The sequence below is a fragment of the Neisseria subflava genome (assembly GCF_003044645.1).
Taxonomy (GTDB): Bacteria; Pseudomonadota; Gammaproteobacteria; order Burkholderiales; family Neisseriaceae; genus Neisseria; species Neisseria subflava_B.
The window spans coordinates 1-17,060 of the sequence record NZ_POXL01000002.1 but is presented as its reverse complement, the minus strand read 5'-3'; the positions used below and the strand labels follow the sequence as shown (position 1 = coordinate 17,060).

The window sequence follows — 17,060 nt, the reverse complement described above, 5'->3', positions numbered from 1 at the left end:
GATTTTTACACTTTAACGGTTTTTTTTCAAGCATTTCATTTTAAATGAAAAAATGATAATTGGGATTTTATTGTTTAAAGGCCGTCTGAAAGCTTTGGAATATGACCTGTCGGTCGGTTCGCTTCTTTCAGACGGCCTTTAAATTGAGGTCAGTTGTGTTGATCTAAATGGTAGATCTGCGCCACGGCATCGATTAATTCGCTGTTGTCCGAGCCGGCTTTGTTGAGCGTGCGTGTCGGAGAGTGGAGCAGTTTGTTGGTCAACTGAATGGAGAGGCGTTCGAGGACATCCTCGGCGGATACGCCTTTTGCCAGTTGCTTCATGGCATTTTCCAATACTTGGCGGCGCGCACGTTCGCCTTCGTCGCGCAAGGCGCGGATAAGCGGAACGCTTTGGCGGTTTTTCTGTTGGCGGATAAATTCGCTAACCTTTTCTTCCACCATGCTTTCAGCCGCCGCCGCTGCCTTTTTGCGTGCGTCTTTACCACTTTGGACAATGTCCATCATGTCGTCCACGGTATAGAGATATGCATCTTCCAATTCGCCGACTTCGGCTTCAATGTCGCGCGGAACGGCCAAATCCAGCAGGAAAACGGGCATGTTGTGGCGTTTTTTCAATGCGCGCTCGACCATGCCTTTGCCGACGAGGGGGAGTTGGCTGGCGGTGGAAGAAACAACCACGTCGTAATCGTGCAGAATATCGGGCAATTCGTTCAGCAGGCAGGCTTCGGCGTTGACACCGAGTTTGTCGCACAATTCCTGCGCACGCTGGTGTGTGCGGTTGGCAACAGTAATGAGCTTGGGATTTTTAGCGGCAAAATAAGTGGCCACCAGCTCAATCATTTCGCCTGCGCCGATAAAGAGGACGTTCAGATCGGAAATGGAAGGGAAGATTTGCTCTGCCATTTTGACCGATGCAGAAGCCATGGAGACGGAGTTTTCACCGACGGCAGTGTCGGTACGCACTTCTTTGGCAACGGCAAAGGTTTTTTGAAACAGGGCGTTTAAGTGGGTGTTGATGCTTTCCTGTTCTTGCGCAACACGGACGGCATCTTTGATTTGACCGAGAATTTGCGGTTCGCCCAAGACCATGGAATCTAAACCGCAGGCAACGCGGAAGGCGTGGCGGACGGTTTCATTATTATCCAAGGTATAGAGGTAAGGGCGGATTTCTTCGGCAGGCAGGTCGTGATATTGCGCCAACCAGTCGATGATTTTTTCAGTTTCACCGACGCAGTAAAGCTCGGTGCGGTTGCAGGTAGAAAGAATGACTGCTTCTTCCGCCGCCTCACTACGCGCGAGGTTGGACACGGCATCCGGCAGATTTGCAGCTGCAAATGCCAGTTTTTCGCGTATGCTCAAGGGCGCGGTTTGGTGATTGAGTCCGACGACGGTAAGTTGCATGGTTATGGTATGACTGGGTAGTGTGTGTGGTGGGTATTATAGCTTAAGTGGGCTTTAAAATGAATGTGTTGGGGGAGAAGATGCAATGAGGTTTGCCATCGAAAAGGCCGTCTGAAAAGATTCAGACGGCCTTTTATCAAGAAAGGCTTAAACGGCTTCAGCTTCTTCTGCCAAGAAACCGCGCAGTTTTTGCATAGCTTTGGCTTCGATTTGGCGGATGCGTTCGGCAGATACGCCGTATTCGGCAGCCAATTCGTGCAGGGTCAAACCGCCATCGTCTTGCAACCAGCGGCTTTCAACGATACGGCGGCTGCGGTCGTCCAGTTGTGCCAAGGCGTTTTGCAGACCTTCGGTTTGCAGGGCGTAGTGGGCTTGTTTGGACAACTGACGGCTAGGCTCTGCATCGTGGTCGGCCAACCAGTCGATAGGGGCGAAGTTGTCCTCGTCATCGTTGTTTTCCGCCATGATGCCGATGTCGTGACCGGTCATGCGTTGTTCCATTTCCAAGACTTCGGACAATTTGACGCCCAAATCGTCGGCGATTTCTTGCGCTTCTTTTGGAGACAAGGCATTCAGGTTTTTACGCATGCTGCGCAGATTGAAGAACAGTTTGCGTTGCGGTTTGGTTGTGGCAACGCGGACCAAACGCCAGTTGCGCAAAATGAATTCATGGATTTCGGCTTTAATCCAATGCACGGCAAACGAAAACAGGCGCGCGCCGCGGCTAGGTTCGTAGCGTTTGACGGCTTTCATCAGGCCGATATTGCCTTCTTGAATCAGGTCGGCTTGGTTGAGGCCGTAGCCGTCGTAGCCGCGTGCAATGGATACGACGACGCGAAGATGAGACAGAATAAGTTGTTTGGCGGCATTGAGATCGCCTTTTTGTTGACGTTCGGCCAGTTGCGTTTCTTCTTCGGCAGTCAGCATGGGAATGCTGTTGACTGTATGAATGTATTGCTCGAGGCTACCGTTGCCGCTGTGGATAACGGGTAATGCAAAAGCTTTATTCATAAAAGGATGCTCTCCTTGATCGGGCCGTCTGAAAACGGCTTTTTGTTTATTGTGTGACAAGCAGTATAACACTGCCTGTGGTTTGTTTTGTTATGGGTTGGATTTTTTCTGTAAATTAAAGATAGATCCAATAGTTTTTACTGCTTGAATCGCAAGGGTTGATTGTCTTAGAAAATTTGAGTGATTTGCTAGGTTTTTGGTAAGTATATTACAAACATTTCTGTATGTAAATAGTTTTTCAATAAAAAAAGACCTTGTATAACAAGGTCTTAAAATTTTTATTCTGGTTTCTTCCGGCCAATCAGGATAAGGAATACGCCGATAACGGCCAAAATACTGATAAGCCATGTTGAGCCGCCTGCTTTCATATAAGGCGTTTCGCCGATATAGCCTTTGACGTGGCCTTCGAGGACGGTTTCTGTATCTGGTTGGGCTTCGGCAACAATCGTACCTTTAGGAGAAATAATGGCGGTCGCACCGGTATTGGTGGCGCGAACCATGTAGCGGCCCAGTTCCATTGCACGCGCTTGGGATTGTTGAAGCTGCTGATACATGGCATTGGATTTGCCGTACCACGCCATATTGCTGATGTTGGCAAGCAGGGTGGAGCGTTTGGCCGTTGCGATGAGTTCGTCGCCGAAACCGTCTTCATAGCAGATATTGAAGGCGACTTTTTGATCTTTCATCACCAAAGGCGCCTGGTTGTCGCCGCCTTTTTGGAAGTCGGCCAAAGGCATATCCATCATTTTATAGAGACGCTCAGTAATGGCGGGCAAGGGTTTGTATTCGCCAAATGGAACGAGGTGGTTCTTGGCGTAGTAGGGGATGACATCGGAAGTGCTGTTGTGATAGTCGCTCAAATTGATGACTGCATTTTCGTAGCCGTTGCCGTCGGGCGTATATTGGCTGATACCGATGGCCAACGCGCTGCCGTTGCTTTGCGCCTGTTCGGCGAATTGTTCCAAGATGCCTTCGGGCAGGTCTTGGCGCATCAGCGGCAGGGCGGTTTCAGGCAGGATGACGATGTCGGCACTGGTTTTGCTGATTTGTTCGTAGTATTTCTGAATGGTTGGGATGATTTGCTCTTCTTTCCATTTCAGATTTTGCTCGATATTGCCTTGAATCAGGGCAACCGTGCTGGTGCTGCCGTCAGGGCGGGTGTATTCGGTTTGTTGGGAAATGTAGCCGACGGAGCAGAGTGCAACGATAAGGAATAAGGGCAGGAGGCGGTGTTTCAGACGGCCGTGGTTGTCAATCAGCAACACCAGCCATGCGCTGAGGAAAGCGGTTGCCAGCGTGACCATATGAATGCCGCCCAAAGGCGCGAAGCCTGCCAACGGGCTGTCTTTGATGATTTGGGAATAGCCGATTGCACCCCAGCCGAATCCTGTCAGGAAACGTTCGCGGGCAAATTCTGCCAGCGTCCACAAAATCGGCAGCAGGAGGCCGGTTTTGGCCCAGCGCGCCAGGTTGCATTTTTTCCACACCCAAAAACAGATGGCCGGATAAAGCGCGAGAAAAGCCGGCAGCAGGAAGGTGAGGGGGATGGCGTATGAATCCGGCAAACCCGAAATATCATGCAAGGCAGTGTGTATCCAATAAAACTGCGCCGTATAACCGATTAATCCGAACAGATAGGCTGTCATGACGGCAAAGCGCGGACGTAACTCAATCAGGCGTATTAGCGCGCCAAACAACAGCGGCATCAGCCAGAAATGATAATACGGGGCGAAAGTGAACGGTGTCGCGGCGGCAATCAAGATAACCAGCGGCCAGTAAAGCAGCGGATGTTGCCAATATTGTTCGAGTTTACGGAAAATATTCATGCTTTAAATGGTATTGAGGCCGTCTGAAAAATTTTCAGACGGCAGGGAAACAAAATCAGTCTTTTTGAAACAATTTCATTGCAGGCAGGACGATTGCGCAAGCCAATGCACCGGCGGCTACTCCGACCACCAAGTTGGCGATATGTTCCATCATGCCGCTGTCCCAATGCTGCGCGTGGAGGAAATCGTGCAAAAAGCCAAGGTTGTGGGCGATCAGTCCGCCGCCAACCAAGAACATCGCCAGCGTGCCGACAATGCTCAAGCCGCGCATAAACCAAGGCATAAATGAAATCAAACCGCGTCCGATACTTTGTACGGCGGCGCTTTTTTGGCGCATCAACATCATACCGAGGTCGTCAAGTTTGACGATGATGCCGACCAAACCATAGACCAATGCCGTCATGCCGACACCGATGGCGGCCATCACCAAAGAACGCGTCATCAGGTCATATTTCTCAACAACGCCCAGCGCGATAATGATGATTTCGGCGGAGAGGATGAAATCTGTGCGGACCGCGCCTTTTACTTTTGTTTTTTCGTCTGTGACTTCAGGCTCGGTATCGTGTCCGTCTTCGTGTTCATTGCGGTGCAGAAATTTGTGCAACAGTTTTTCCACGCCTTCAAAACACAAATACACACCGCCGATCATTAGCAAGGGCGTAATCAGCGCAGGCAGGAAAGCGGAAAGCAACAGCGCAAGCGGCACCAGAATCAGCTTGTTGACCAGAGAGCCTTTTGCCACCGCCCAAATAATCGGCAATTCTCGCTCGGCGGATACGCCGGTTACTTGGTTGGCGTTGAGCGCCAAATCGTCACCGACCACGCCGGCGGTTTTTTTTGCGGCGACTTTGGTCATCATCGCTACGTCGTCCAAAACGGCGGTAATGTCGTCCAAAAGCGTAAAGAGAGAGGCGAAGGCCATAATGTTGTCCGGATAAAATCAAATAAACGCGCGATTATATATGAAAATTCAGTTGCTTGAATGTTTTTCAGACGGCCGTTGACGGAAATTAACCAAAGGTCGTCTGAAAATACTATTTCGGCGTATAACGTCCCGCCATGGCTTTATACACCATATTTTCGTATTTTAAGGCTTCATAGCGTTGGTTCAGCAGGTTTTGAGCCGAGCTGTATTCTGAATTCAAAGCCTCCAGCCAGTCTTTCAGTTCGTTTTTACCATGCTGGTAGCGTACTTGATAGTAATGGCTGTTTTTCTTGTCCAACTGATAACGCTGTTCTTGATTGGCAAGGCTGGCCTGTGCGTTTTTGTAGGCAAGGTAATTGGTGTTGACCTCGTTGAGCGCGGTGGTCAGGGCTTTTTCAAAATTCAGCTTGGCACTGTCCATCTCCGCTTCTACGGTTTTGTCTTTCCATTTCATGGTCTGCCAATTAAGGAAAGGCAGATTGATGGTGGCCGAGCCGCCCAACATGGGGATATTGAACGTACTTTTCGCTTTATCGGAAGACGTACTCAAACTTGCGCCTAAAGTAATCGACGGATACCAACTGCGTTTTTGCGCATTGACCGATTGTTGCGACGCTTGAAGGCGGTATTCGGCGGCGCGCAGGTCGGGGCGGTTGGCTAAAACGGTAATCGGTACGTCCAAATTTACACCCTTGACCGGCAACAGGCGGAATTGTGCCGGATCGGCGGCCATATTTTCAGACGGCCTTAAATTCAACAAATTACGCAAAACCTGTTTTTGCGTATCCAAATTGTTTTGCAAAGACAACAGGCTGTTTTCCGCACTCAGTAATGACTGTTTGGCTTGGGTCGGCTGGCTTGAGTCGGCCCGGCCGTAGCGGAACTTGGCATTCGCAATGCGGTTGATTTCCTGGTATTGCTTCAGCGATTTTTTTGCCAACTCGATGGCTTCGTTCAGATAGGCGATATTGAAATACGCATCGGCGACATTATTAATCAAAGTCAGGCGTGTATTGGCCATGTCTTCATGCGTGGCTTGATATTCCCATACCTGAGCATCGGCAGTGGCACTGAGTTTACGCCATAAATCCAATTCGTAGCTCAAGCCAAGCTGGCTGCTGAAGGTATTGCCGTGGCTGCCGGTTTTCAGGTTTTTAGAAGCATTCGCGCCCAATGAGCCGCTGAACGAAGGCACCAAATCCGCGCCCAAAATATTGGCTTGATACAAAGCTTTGTTGACGCTGATGGCCGTCTGTTTCAAATCGACATTGTTGGCCAACGCTTGCTCCATCAGAGCATTGAGTTGCGGGCTTTGGTAGATTTCCCACCAGTTGCCGTTGACATCGTAGCGTTCGGCAGTTTCCGCCGCGCTCATAACTTGGCCGGTCGCTTCCAGTGTCAGGTTCGGATTGGCTTTAGGTGCAGCGCACGCACTTAGGGCAAGGGCAACAGCCAATGATAAGGCTGCTTGGGAAAAAGGTTTCGTCTTCATAAAAAATCTTTCGGGTAACAGCATTTCAGACGGCCCTAAAATAATAGGCCGTCTGAAACATAATCAATCCTGAGCCAGCGCATCAATCGGGTTGAGCTTGGAAGCCTTGTTGGCAGGCATAAAGCCGAACGCGACGCCGATGGCGGTGGAGCAGACAACTGCGCCGATGACGGAAGTCATGGAAATACTCATCGGGAAGTCGGTAACAAAATAGTTGAACACCAGGCTGATGCAGGCGGACAACAATACGCCTGACAGGCCGCCGATGATACAGATTAAGACGGCCTCAATCAGGAACTGTTGCAAAATATTGTTGCGGCGTGCACCGATTGCCATGCGGACGCCAATTTCTTTGGTGCGCTCGGTAACGGAGACCAGCATGATGTTCATCACGCCGATACCGCCGACCACCAAAGAGATGACCGCGATGGAAGAAATCAGCAGCGTCATGGTGCCGGTTGTGCTTTCAACCATTTCTTTGATGCTGTCGCTGTTGTTCATAAAGAAGTCTTCTGTACCGTGTCGTGCTTTCAGCAGCTCGGTCAGGCTTTTTTCGGCAACCTGCGTGTTGGCATCGTCTTTGATTTTGACAACGATGGAGTTGGTATGGCTCTCGCCGGTAATTTGGTGCATGACCGTTGTATAAGGCGACCAAAGCATCAGTGAATCGGAATTGCCGAACGAGTTGTCATCCTTTTTCATAATGCCGATGACGGTTAGCGGGCGTTTTTTGAAAAGGATGGTTTTGCCTAAAGGATTGACGCCTTCGCCGAAGAGTTTGGTTTTGGTGTTTTGGTCGATGACGACGACTTGGGCATCGTTTTTTACATCGTCATCATCAAACAGACGGCCTTCTTCCAATTTCAAACCGCGCACGTCGAAATATTGTTCGCCTACGCCGTAAAGCGAGGCAGTCAGGTCGGTGTTGCGGTAGGTCAAGGTACCGCCGGAGTTGGTTTGAGGGGTGGCAGAGGCGACGTAGCTTTGTTGGCTGATGGCTTTTGCGTCATTAATCGTCAGTGTCTTGATTCGTCCGCTGCGGCGGTCACCAAAACCACGACCGGGGAAGATGCTGATGGTGTTTGTGCCCATCGAGTTGATGTCTTCCAAGATTTTTTGTTGCGAGCCATTACCTAAGGCCACTACCGATACCACCGATGCGATACCGATGATAATCCCCAGCATGGTCAGCAGCGAACGCATTTTGTGCGCCATAATCGCCTGTACCGACATTTTGAATGCTTCCATAAATTGATCGTAATAAAACGACCAGGAAGCTTTTTCTTTAATCCTCTCCACTTTGCTTGGCGGAATATCGGGATTTTTAGACGTATCCGAAATAATCTGACCGTCGCGGATTTCGATGACGCGGTTCGCATTTGCCGCAATGCCCGGATCGTGGGTGACCATAATCACGGTATGCCCGTCTTCGTGTAACTTATGGATGATTTCCATCACATTTTTACCGCTGACGGTATCCAATGCGCCGGTCGGTTCGTCGGCAAAGATGATTTCGCCGCCGTTCATCAACGCGCGGGCAATCGAAACGCGCTGTTGCTGACCGCCGGAAAGTTCGCTGGGTTTGTTGCCTTCTTTATTTTGCAAACCCAAATCGCCCAACAGTTTTTCCGCACGTTCCGCGCGCTCTTTGCTGTCCATGCCCATATACACGGCAGGCAGGGCGACGTTGTCCCGGGCGGTCAGCGAGCTTAGCAGGTTGTAACGCTGGAAAATAAAGCCGAAACGCTCACGGCGCAAAGCCGCCAGCTCATCCGGCTGCATTTGCGATGTTTCGATGCCGTCGATTTGATAAGAGCCGGAGGTAGCGGTATCCAGACAGCCCAAGATATTCATCAGCGTCGATTTGCCTGAGCCAGACTGGCCGATAATCGCCACAAAGTCGCCTTTCTCAATAGAAAGGCTGACATCTTTCAATACGTGCACACGGTTTTCACCGCTACCGAAAAAACGGTTGATATTCTTACATTCGATTAAACTCATAATCTTTCCGGGCGAAAAATAGAAATACAGGAACTAAGGCCGTCTGAAACACAGCCAAATCTTTCAGACGGCCTTAATCAATCAGCGAGGAGGGCCGCCGCCCATCATCGCGCGTTCGCTGCTCTTATTCTTTTCATCTGCGCTCATTTCAGAAACAATCACTTTTTCGCCTTCTTTCAAGCCGCTTTTGATTTCGGTATTCATACTGTCTTTCAAACCGACGGTCACTTCGCGTTCTACCGCTTTATTGTCTGCACCCAAAATGCTGACATAGGATTTACCGTTATGCTTTTTCACAGTTAGTGTCGGTACCAGTAAGACATTCTTCACGCCGTTGATTTCGATCGTGTTTTGAGTGGTCATGCCGATAGAAAGTTTGCCTTCTGGATTCGGTACAAGTGCGCGGGCATAGTAGTAAATCGCATTGGAAGTCGTGTCCGTGCTGCTGGTGTAGCTGCCCAAAGACATGGTGGTCAAGCCGGGGTCGACACTGTCTAATTTCGCTTTAATCGGGGTGTCCGGCTCGGACAAAATGGTGAACGAAATATCCTGACCGGCTTTGACTTTCGTGATGTCGCCCTCGGCAATCTGCATTTTGTTTAACATGGTTTCCAGATTAGCCAGCTGGATAATGGTCGGCGTAGATTGAGCCGCATTGACGGATTGGCCTTCTTCAACAGGAATGGCGACCACAGTGCCGTCCATGGTGGCGGTAATCCGCGTGTGGCCCAGTTCGGATTCGGCTGTATTGATGGAGATTTTTGATTGTTTGATGGAGGCCTTCAGTTCGGCGACATTCGCTTTGGCTGCGGCTAAAGAGTCTTGTGCAGATTCCAAGTTTTCCTTGGAAGTTGCCTGTTCTTTCCATAAGGCAAGTTCGCGTTTATATTTTTTCTCCGCACTGGAAAGCGCGATTTCGGCAGAAACCAATTTTGCCTGATAGGTTTCCAGTTTGGATTTTTCGGTATTTAAGGTATTGATCTGATTGGTTGAGTTGATTTCCGCAATCAGATCGCCTTTTTTCACTTGTTGGCCCAGTTTCACATACAGTTTTTTAATCTGACCTGAAGCTTCCGCGCCTACGGATACCAAATTGGAAGGTGAGATTTCTCCGGTTGCCGACACGGTTTGACGGATATCGCCGCGTTTGACCACTTCCGTAATAAAAGAAGACTGAGGCTCAGGCTTCATCAAAGACCAGCCGCCGAAAGCCGCAGCCACGATAACAGCCGTACCGGCCGCCCACTTGAAAACTTTAGACATATAAAAAGAACCAATTCAATAAAATAACGTCGCAGACAAGCAACAAATGTATTGATAGAAACAAAAAAACAACTGGATTTTACTGTAAAGACCAAGGCTGACCAAGAGACGGTCGGCTTAAATTGAAGTTTAACTTATTGAAATAAAAAATAAAGGGCAGTAAACATTTTTCAGAACTTGCACCTCATTTACATAAATTCCCAAACTCCCTCCGAATCTGAACATTTAAGCCGCAAGAAAACGACTATAATATTCATGTCTTATTCTAATTATTTACGACATAAATACAATGAAACATCAACAAGGCTTCACGCTTATCGAGCTGCTGATAGTCGTTTTGATTGCAGCCATTCTTGCTACCATCGCATATCCGTCTTATCAAAACTACATCCGCCAAACGCGTCTCGCATCCGTCCGCACACAGATGCTGCATAATGCCCAACAACTTGAACGCTACTATACTCAAAAAAGTACATTTGTAGGGTTTCCTGATGGAAATTTGCAGCAGAATCAATATTTCGATATTAGTTTTTCCAAAGATACGGCTTCTGCGCCTAATCCTTCCGATTCAGGTTATATTTTGAAGGCAGAACCCAACCAAGAAACTAACGCAAATGAAACCTGTACCGTTTATTACAACGACAGCGGTATTACCTGGGCAAAAAACAGCAATAAACAAAACTGTCCCGGCTATGAAACGCTCACAGATGAGAAATAAACAAAGGCCGTCTGAAATTCAGACGGCCTTTTTGATGGTTTGGCTGTATAAGCAGATGAGCCTAAACAGGGCAAAGATCGGTAATCCCGACCTGATGCGAAGTCAATCTTAGCCTTTGCGGCGCGGTTCGTCAGGGCGGATGCGGGAAGCCAGTTGGTCGAGGATGCCGTTAACGAATTTATGGCCATCGGTGCCGCCGAAAGTTTTGGTGACTTCGATGGCTTCGTTGATGATAACAGGGTAGGGGGTCTCAGGCATGGTGCTCAGCTCATGGCAGGCAACCAGCAAAACGGCGCGTTCGATAGGACTGAGGTCTTTTTCGTCGCGGTCGAGCAGGGGGCTGATTTTTTCCATGTATTCTGCGGCATGGGTTTGTGCGCCGAAAAACAGTTTATTGAACAGCTCTTCATCCATATTGGATGTTTGGGACAGTTCGTGGATGTTTTTGGCGATTTCGGGAGCGGCAGTTTTGTTGATGCCTGCTTGATAAATAGCTTGTACTGCAAGCTCGCGTGCGCGGCGGCGTGGGCTTTTCATGGGTATTCCTTGTGAAGAGAGTGCCGATGGTTGTCGGCTGAATATTGAATGATTCAGACGGCCTCAATGTCATGATTGAGAGGCCGTCTGAAAATATGCGGTATTCAATACGGGGAGAAGTTTATTCTTCGTCGTCTTCGTATTGTTCTGACAAAAGATGGTTGACCAAGTTGGCACATTCTACGGCAACTTTGGCGGCATCAGAGGCTTTTTCTTCGATGCGTGCAACGGCTTGTTCGTCGTTTTCAGTCGTCAGGATGGCGTTGGCGATAGGGATGTTGTAGTCGAGGGCAACGCGACTGACACCTGCGCCGGACTCATTGGATACTAATTCAAAGTGGTAGGTTTCGCCACGAATGACAACGCCAATGGCAACCAGGGCATCGAATTGTTCGGATGAAGCGAGGTTCATCAGCGCGATAGGCACTTCAAGCGCGCCGGGAACGGTGGCAAGCGTGATGTTGTCTTCGGATACACCCAATTCTTTTAAGGTGCGGCAGCAAACTTTGACCATTTCGCTGCCGATTTCGTTGGTGAAGCGGGCTTGAACGATGCCGATGCGCAAGTTGGTGCCATCGAGGCGTGGTTCGATAATGTTCATGATGATTCCTTCAATATTGGTGAAATAGGGATTCGGCTCGGTTTCAGACGGCCTTGTTATAAAGAAGACCGTCTGAAACGAAATGGGGATGGATTATTCTTGCGGCTGCCAATCGGCAACGGCTTGGAACTCGCCGTCTTCGTTCAATTCCCACGCGCTGCCTTCTGCCTGAGTCAGCAGGGGCGCAATGTCTGGATTGTCTGCGGTAATGGCGGAGAGGCTGACAATACTGAAGTTGTCGGGATTGTCGGTGTATTCGTCGGTTTCGTCGCCGCTGAAAATACGCCAGCCGCTGTCGTTTTCAAATACGGGGGCTTCGCGGTAGAGGAAGCCGACAGGCTCGCCTTGTTCGGCGACGGTGTTGGTGATGATGCAGCGGTCGAGCGCTGCGGCCAATGCTTGGGCAAATTTGTTCATGGAGTTGACAAAGAGATGATTTGGCATGATTTTACACGATTCGCCGCTTTTCCGCACGGATGTGTGCAGGGGCGGTTTGATGGTACAATGTCGGCAAGTGCCGTCAGGTTTGAACATGACGGTTTTTGATTGTTTATCGGCTTGAGGGACGCAAGAAACAATGAGCCAAAATAAAAAAGTTGCCGGTGTAGCCTTTTTATTTTGTTTCACTGTGGATGAGGCGTGCTTTCCGGCTGTTTTTTGAAAGTATGGAATGAAACCTGATTTGCTCAAACAGCAGGCGCATCGAGCGATTCAAAAGCGTCTGGGCTATGAGTTCCGCAATATGGATCTGCTCCAGCAGGCTTTGACCCACCGCAGCTACAATGCCAAACACAATGAGCGTTTTGAATTTGTCGGCGATTCGATTTTGAACTATTCAGTGGCGCGGATGTTGTATGATGCGTTTCCGAAATTGTCGGAAGGTGAGCTGTCGCGGATGCGCGCGGCTTTGGTGAATGAAGGCGTGTTGGCTGAAATCGCGTTGGAAATGAATGTCGGTGACGGTTTGTATTTGGGTGCCGGAGAGTTGAAGAGCGGCGGTTTCAGACGGCCTTCGATTTTGGCCGACGCAATGGAGGCGATGTTTGCGGCAGTCAGCTTTGACGCGGATTTTTCTGCAGCGGAAAAAGTGGTTCGCCATTTGTTTGCAGAACGCGTGAAACGTGCAGATTTGAATATCGGCAAGAAAGACAGTAAAACCGCTTTGCAGGAAGCCTTGCAGGCACGCCGCTTTGCCTTGCCGAAATACCGAATCGAAGAGCAGGCGGAGCAGACGGCTGATGCGATGTTTGTGATTTCCTGCGATTTGGGCGAACTCGGTTTCATCTGCAATGCACGCGGCAGCAGTCGGAAAGTGGCCGAGCAAAAAGCGGCATGTGAAGCCTTAGAGTGGTTGGAACAGAAGTTTCCTTTGAAAAAATCTAAAAAATAATATTTCAGACGGCCTTTGAGAAAATGCAAAGGCCGTCTGAAACAATCAAGAAAGTCATATATAAATGGATATCGAAACCTTTTTGCAAAACGAGTCGCAACACCCGACGGATTATCGTTGCGGCTTTGTGGCCATCGTGGGTCGCCCGAATGTCGGCAAATCCACGTTGATGAACCATTTAATTGGTCAGAAAATCAGTATTACCAGTAAAAAAGCACAAACCACGCGCAACCGTGTAACCGGTATTTACACCGACGACACGGCACAATTTGTGTTTGTCGATACGCCGGGTTTTCAAACCAATCATCGCAATGCCTTGAATGACCGTCTTAATCAAAACGTAACCGAAGCGTTGAGCGGCGTGGACGTGGTGGTTTTTGTGGTGGAAGCCATGCGCTTTACTGATGCCGACCGCGTGGTGTTGAAGCAGTTGCCTAAGCATACGCCTGTGGTATTGGTGGTCAATAAAATCGATAAAGATAAAGCCAAAGACAAGTTTGCGCTTGAGGCATTTATCAATGAAGTGCGCCAAGAGTTTGAATTTACTGCCAGCGAGGCAGTCAGCGCGAAACATGGCCTGCGTATTGCCAATTTGCTGGAACTGCTCAAGCCGTATCTGCCGGAAAGTATCCCGATGTATCCGGAAGATATGGTGACGGATAAATCCAGCCGATTCCTGGCGATGGAGATTGTGCGCGAAAAATTGTTCCGCTATTTGGGCGAAGAGTTACCGTATGCGATGAATGTTGAAGTGGAGCAGTTTGAGGAAGAGGAAAGCGGACTGTTCCGCATTTATATCGCGGTGTTGGTCGATAAAGACAGTCAAAAGGCGATTTTGATTGGCAAGGGTGGGGAGAAGTTGAAGAAAATTTCTACTGAAGCCCGCCTTGATATGGAAAAATTGTTTGATACCAAAGTCTTTTTGAAGATTTGGGTGAAAGTAAAATCCGGTTGGGCAGATGATATTCGTTTTCTGCGCGAATTGGGTTTATGATTTGATGTGTTTGAACAAAGGCCGTCTGAAAAATTTTCAGACGGCCTTTTGTTTGATCAAACCAACAATTCAGCCAGGCGTTTGACAATTTCATCTGCTGCTTGGCGTTTCGATGTTTCCGGAAATGAGGTTTCGTCAAGGTCATCAATAATGGTGATTTGATTGGTTGGCTTACCCATGGAAACGGAAACTTGGTTGGCCACCAGCATCGGTACATTTTTGCGCAAACGTTTTGCCCGAGCAAACTCTAAAACTTGATGGCTTTCCGCTGCAAAGCCGACGCAGAATGGTGGGGAAGGCAGGGCGGCAACGGATGCGAGAATATCCGGATTTTCCGTCAGCTCGATAACCGGAGGCTGATTGCCGTTTTTCTTCAGTTTCTCGTTGCTGCTGTTTTTGACTTTATAGTCTGCAACGGCTGCAACGGAAATAAAGACATCCTGTTCATGGATATGGTGGTGAACTGCCTGATACATGGCTTCTGCGCTGACAGCCTGTTCAGAATGAGTTAAGCCTGCGGGCAAGGCCGTCTGAATTTGACCGTAAATCAGCGTAACTTTCGCTCCGGCAGCACGGCACGCACGCGCTAAAGCCATGCCCATTTGTCCGCTGGAAATATTGGTAATGCCGCGGACAGGATCGATGGCTTCAAACGTTGCGCCGGCTGTAATCAGAACCTTTTTGTCACTCAGCAGCTTGGGTGTCCATAAATCCTCTAGCAAATCTGCCAGATCGACCGCTTCGACCATTCTACCTGTACCTGTTTCGCCACAAGCCTGTTCGCCACTGTTTGGGTAAAACACGGTAATGCCGTCTGAAACCAGTTGCTCAATATTGCGCAGATTGGCAGGGTTGTTCCACATTTCGACATTCATTGCAGGCGCAACGGCCAAAGGACATTTTCTGGCTGCAGCCAAGTTGGTCAGTAGATTATCAGCCACTCCGTTGGCAATTTTGGCAATCGTATTAGCAGTTGCAGGCGCAATAAGAAATGCGTCGGCTTCACGCGTCAGATTGATGTGCGCCATGCCATTATTGGAAGCACCTGAATAGGTATCCGATAAAACAGGGTTGCCGGTTAAAGCTTGGAAAGTCAGTGGGGAGATAAATTCTGTCGCAGAATCCGTCATCACCACTGATACAGAATGTCCTTGCTTTTTCAGTAGTCTAACCAGTTCACAAGATTTATACGCCGCAATACCGCCGGTAATGCCGAGGAGAATGTGTTTGCTCATAAATAACGGGTTCATTAAATGAGATATATATGAATCAAATCAGATTAGATTTGTTCGATGTTGATTCTGGCCAGTTTTGCTTTAATCGCATTGCCATATCTCTTCGGTAAGAATGCTGAAACCACCCCGTTTTTCACTTCAGCCACATAACTGCAGACTTTAAATTCAGGAACAACATTGAGCGAGTAGTCCGGATTGACCAAAGGAGAAGCACTGGAGTACAGCGTCCATCTTGCCAGACTGCCGTCTTCATAATCAGTCGTTGCGTTAAAGCTGGTAACCCCTTCACTGAAAGCGATTTGATAATTAGAGTAGAACTCGCCGGGAATTTCGTGTGCATTACAGAAATCAAATAATCTGTCATGTGCAAACAGATTCTGACGGATATAGGCCCACAATTCTTTTTCTAGAAAATCTTGGTCGGCAAAATGTCTGGAAGGGTAGCCCTCATCGACAAAGTTTTGAATTCTTTCCTGCATATCTGGGACTGCACCCGCTTTAGCCCCCCACATACCCGCAAGAATCAGGGCAGTATGCGAGCCTGAGTCGCGAATAGTGTGGAATAGGGTGCCACTTTTTATCCATTCGGATACGGCTGCAGCATCACGATAGCAAATAATAGAATCCGCATCACGGAAAATAACGTATTCAACCTCGGGATCATTAATAGCAAGAAAGCGCCACATCGTACCCGGCCAGTTGTCCAACGGTGCGCCAACCTTAATCACTTCTGCTCCGTTATTTCTAAATCGTTGAATAGCTTTAGCCGATACAGAATCGTCGACATAAAAACGACATGTCCAACCGGGGAAAAGCACAGGCGCAAGCTGGGTATTTAATACGGCAGGCTCAATATATTTGGAATTATTGCCAAATAAAGAAAAGGAGATAATCCGTTTGCCGTTTTTTGGAGCTGGTGTTGGAGTGATTTCATGTTCTAGGTCTGGGATGGCTTTATCTTTTAGAACCAAAGCCTGATGACCGTAAAACCCGGTTTTTTCCCAGTTATCTAGAGCGCCGTAAGCATGGGCAAGTAAATCCAAAGCAGGAATATAGGTGCTATCCAGCTCTAGCGTTTTCATTTCAGCCTCAATGGCTTTTTCCCATTTCAATTGCTTCAGATAGGCATAAGCAACTTTATGATGAAATTCGACAGATTGGGGATTGAGAAGGCAAAGAATCTCGGCACGTTTTAGCGCTTCCTCGTAATTTTCCTCTTCGATAAAAGAGTGATATGCTTGTTCAAATTTTTGTTGAATCTTTTCGTTACTCATAATAGGGACTATTCTAAATTTATGATTGTTTTATTGGAGAAAGTAGAGATTGTAAGAGTAGATAGGGCTAAAGCGCCAGTAATATAGAGATAAGAATGCTGAATGTGGCAAATTAAGAGCAAAGCCGCAGGACTATTTATCTTAGGATATCTGTTTTATCTATCGAACGATAAAATTCAATAAATTTTAAATTATTTAAATACAGATAGTTGTGAAAAATTTTTAATTTTTTTGAAATTGGGTGTTGACTGGTTTTGTTGTGAGGCGTATAGTTCGGTTCTTCGCTGCTGACGCGGTGAAGAAAACGAAGCAGACAGTATAACACAGTTAGTTAAAATTTTCGATAATTTTAGTTGACATTTGCTAAATGTACTGTATAATTCGATTCGC

General features: G+C 48.2%; 15 protein-coding genes. 3 read left to right on the top strand and 12 right to left on the bottom strand.

The window, feature by feature from the left end:
- Positions 1-149: 149 nt before the first annotated feature.
- From hemA to DBY97_RS01900, 7 genes are all read right to left on the bottom strand, one after another.
- On the bottom strand, positions 150-1,403 hold the full coding sequence (gene hemA / locus DBY97_RS01930; RefSeq protein WP_107857251.1) for a glutamyl-tRNA reductase: 1,254 nt from the start codon (positions 1,401-1,403) through the stop codon (positions 150-152).
- 147 nt (positions 1,404-1,550) lie between these two features.
- Positions 1,551-2,414, bottom strand: coding sequence for an RNA polymerase sigma factor RpoH (gene rpoH / locus DBY97_RS01925; protein ID WP_004519690.1), 864 nt, complete (start codon positions 2,412-2,414; stop codon positions 1,551-1,553).
- Between the two features lie 278 nt (positions 2,415-2,692).
- Positions 2,693-4,240, bottom strand: coding sequence for an apolipoprotein N-acyltransferase (gene lnt / locus DBY97_RS01920; RefSeq protein WP_107857250.1), 1,548 nt, complete (start codon positions 4,238-4,240; stop codon positions 2,693-2,695).
- A gap of 55 nt (positions 4,241-4,295) precedes the next feature.
- On the bottom strand, positions 4,296-5,162 hold the full coding sequence (locus tag DBY97_RS01915; RefSeq protein WP_107857249.1) for a DUF808 domain-containing protein: 867 nt from the start codon (positions 5,160-5,162) through the stop codon (positions 4,296-4,298).
- 112 nt (positions 5,163-5,274) lie between these two features.
- Positions 5,275-6,657 (bottom strand): TolC family protein, encoded by a 1,383-nt coding sequence (locus DBY97_RS01910; RefSeq protein WP_107857248.1) that lies wholly within the window; start codon positions 6,655-6,657, stop codon positions 5,275-5,277.
- A gap of 63 nt (positions 6,658-6,720) precedes the next feature.
- A complete protein-coding gene (locus DBY97_RS01905; protein ID WP_107857247.1) occupies positions 6,721-8,658 on the bottom strand; it encodes a MacB family efflux pump subunit in 1,938 nt (645 codons plus the stop codon).
- Between the two features lie 81 nt (positions 8,659-8,739).
- Complete coding sequence (locus DBY97_RS01900) at positions 8,740-9,921, bottom strand: efflux RND transporter periplasmic adaptor subunit (protein ID WP_107857246.1); 1,182 nt, start codon at positions 9,919-9,921, stop codon at positions 8,740-8,742.
- 289 nt (positions 9,922-10,210) lie between these two features.
- On the opposite strand from DBY97_RS01900, the gene DBY97_RS01895 reads away from it, so the two are divergent.
- Positions 10,211-10,639: a type IV pilin protein gene (locus DBY97_RS01895; RefSeq protein WP_107857245.1), complete on the top strand. Its 429-nt coding sequence runs from the start codon at positions 10,211-10,213 to the stop codon at positions 10,637-10,639.
- A 108-nt stretch (positions 10,640-10,747) separates the two neighbouring features.
- Here DBY97_RS01895 and nusB read toward each other — a convergent pair whose 3' ends face one another.
- From nusB to DBY97_RS01880, 3 genes are all read right to left on the bottom strand, one after another.
- Complete coding sequence (nusB, locus tag DBY97_RS01890; protein WP_003679347.1) at positions 10,748-11,176, bottom strand: transcription antitermination factor NusB; 429 nt, start codon at positions 11,174-11,176, stop codon at positions 10,748-10,750.
- Positions 11,177-11,297: 121 nt separating this feature from the next.
- Entirely contained in the window at positions 11,298-11,777 is a 480-nt protein-coding gene (gene ribH, locus DBY97_RS01885) for a 6,7-dimethyl-8-ribityllumazine synthase (RefSeq protein WP_107697201.1), read from the bottom strand.
- A gap of 93 nt (positions 11,778-11,870) precedes the next feature.
- Positions 11,871-12,194: a DUF2185 domain-containing protein gene (locus tag DBY97_RS01880; protein WP_107857458.1), complete on the bottom strand. Its 324-nt coding sequence runs from the start codon at positions 12,192-12,194 to the stop codon at positions 11,871-11,873.
- A 253-nt stretch (positions 12,195-12,447) separates the two neighbouring features.
- Between DBY97_RS01880 and rnc the strand changes: the two genes are divergently transcribed.
- Both rnc and era read left to right on the top strand, forming a co-directional pair.
- Positions 12,448-13,167 carry a ribonuclease III gene (gene rnc, locus DBY97_RS01875; protein WP_107857244.1) on the top strand — a complete coding sequence of 240 codons (720 nt, stop codon included), beginning with the start codon at positions 12,448-12,450 and terminating at the stop codon, positions 13,165-13,167.
- Between the two features lie 64 nt (positions 13,168-13,231).
- Positions 13,232-14,161 carry a GTPase Era gene (gene era, locus DBY97_RS01870; RefSeq protein WP_003679342.1) on the top strand — a complete coding sequence of 310 codons (930 nt, stop codon included), beginning with the start codon at positions 13,232-13,234 and terminating at the stop codon, positions 14,159-14,161.
- Between the two features lie 56 nt (positions 14,162-14,217).
- On the opposite strand, the gene coaBC is transcribed toward era, so the two are convergent.
- Positions 14,218-15,396, bottom strand: a complete 1,179-nt coding sequence (coaBC, locus tag DBY97_RS01865) for a bifunctional phosphopantothenoylcysteine decarboxylase/phosphopantothenate--cysteine ligase CoaBC (protein WP_107857243.1) — start codon at positions 15,394-15,396, stop codon at positions 14,218-14,220.
- Positions 15,397-15,440: 44 nt separating this feature from the next.
- Entirely contained in the window at positions 15,441-16,670 is a 1,230-nt protein-coding gene (locus DBY97_RS01860) for a tetratricopeptide repeat protein (protein ID WP_107857242.1), read from the bottom strand.
- Positions 16,671-17,060 lie beyond the last annotated feature (390 nt).

Bases quoted from the DNA above. Each gene is read 5' to 3' on its own strand.
- coaBC (WP_107857243.1), bottom strand. From the start codon at position 15,396: ATGAGCAAACACATTCTCCTCGGCATTACCGGCGGTATTGCGGCGTAT.
- hemA (WP_107857251.1), bottom strand. From the start codon at position 1,403: ATGCAACTTACCGTCGTCGGACTCAATCACCAAACCGCGCCCTTGAGC.
- rnc (WP_107857244.1), top strand. From the start codon at position 12,448: ATGAAACCTGATTTGCTCAAACAGCAGGCGCATCGAGCGATTCAAAAG.
- DBY97_RS01860 (WP_107857242.1), bottom strand. From the start codon at position 16,670: ATGAGTAACGAAAAGATTCAACAAAAATTTGAACAAGCATATCACTCT.
- era (WP_003679342.1), top strand. From the start codon at position 13,232: ATGGATATCGAAACCTTTTTGCAAAACGAGTCGCAACACCCGACGGAT.
- DBY97_RS01900 (WP_107857246.1), bottom strand. From the start codon at position 9,921: ATGTCTAAAGTTTTCAAGTGGGCGGCCGGTACGGCTGTTATCGTGGCT.
- nusB (WP_003679347.1), bottom strand. From the start codon at position 11,176: ATGAAAAGCCCACGCCGCCGCGCACGCGAGCTTGCAGTACAAGCTATT.
- rpoH (WP_004519690.1), bottom strand. From the start codon at position 2,414: ATGAATAAAGCTTTTGCATTACCCGTTATCCACAGCGGCAACGGTAGC.
- DBY97_RS01880 (WP_107857458.1), bottom strand. From the start codon at position 12,194: ATGAACAAATTTGCCCAAGCATTGGCCGCAGCGCTCGACCGCTGCATC.
- DBY97_RS01910 (WP_107857248.1), bottom strand. From the start codon at position 6,657: ATGAAGACGAAACCTTTTTCCCAAGCAGCCTTATCATTGGCTGTTGCC.
- DBY97_RS01905 (WP_107857247.1), bottom strand. From the start codon at position 8,658: ATGAGTTTAATCGAATGTAAGAATATCAACCGTTTTTTCGGTAGCGGT.
- lnt (WP_107857250.1), bottom strand. From the start codon at position 4,240: ATGAATATTTTCCGTAAACTCGAACAATATTGGCAACATCCGCTGCTT.
- DBY97_RS01915 (WP_107857249.1), bottom strand. From the start codon at position 5,162: ATGGCCTTCGCCTCTCTCTTTACGCTTTTGGACGACATTACCGCCGTT.
- DBY97_RS01895 (WP_107857245.1), top strand. From the start codon at position 10,211: ATGAAACATCAACAAGGCTTCACGCTTATCGAGCTGCTGATAGTCGTT.
- ribH (WP_107697201.1), bottom strand. From the start codon at position 11,777: ATGAACATTATCGAACCACGCCTCGATGGCACCAACTTGCGCATCGGC.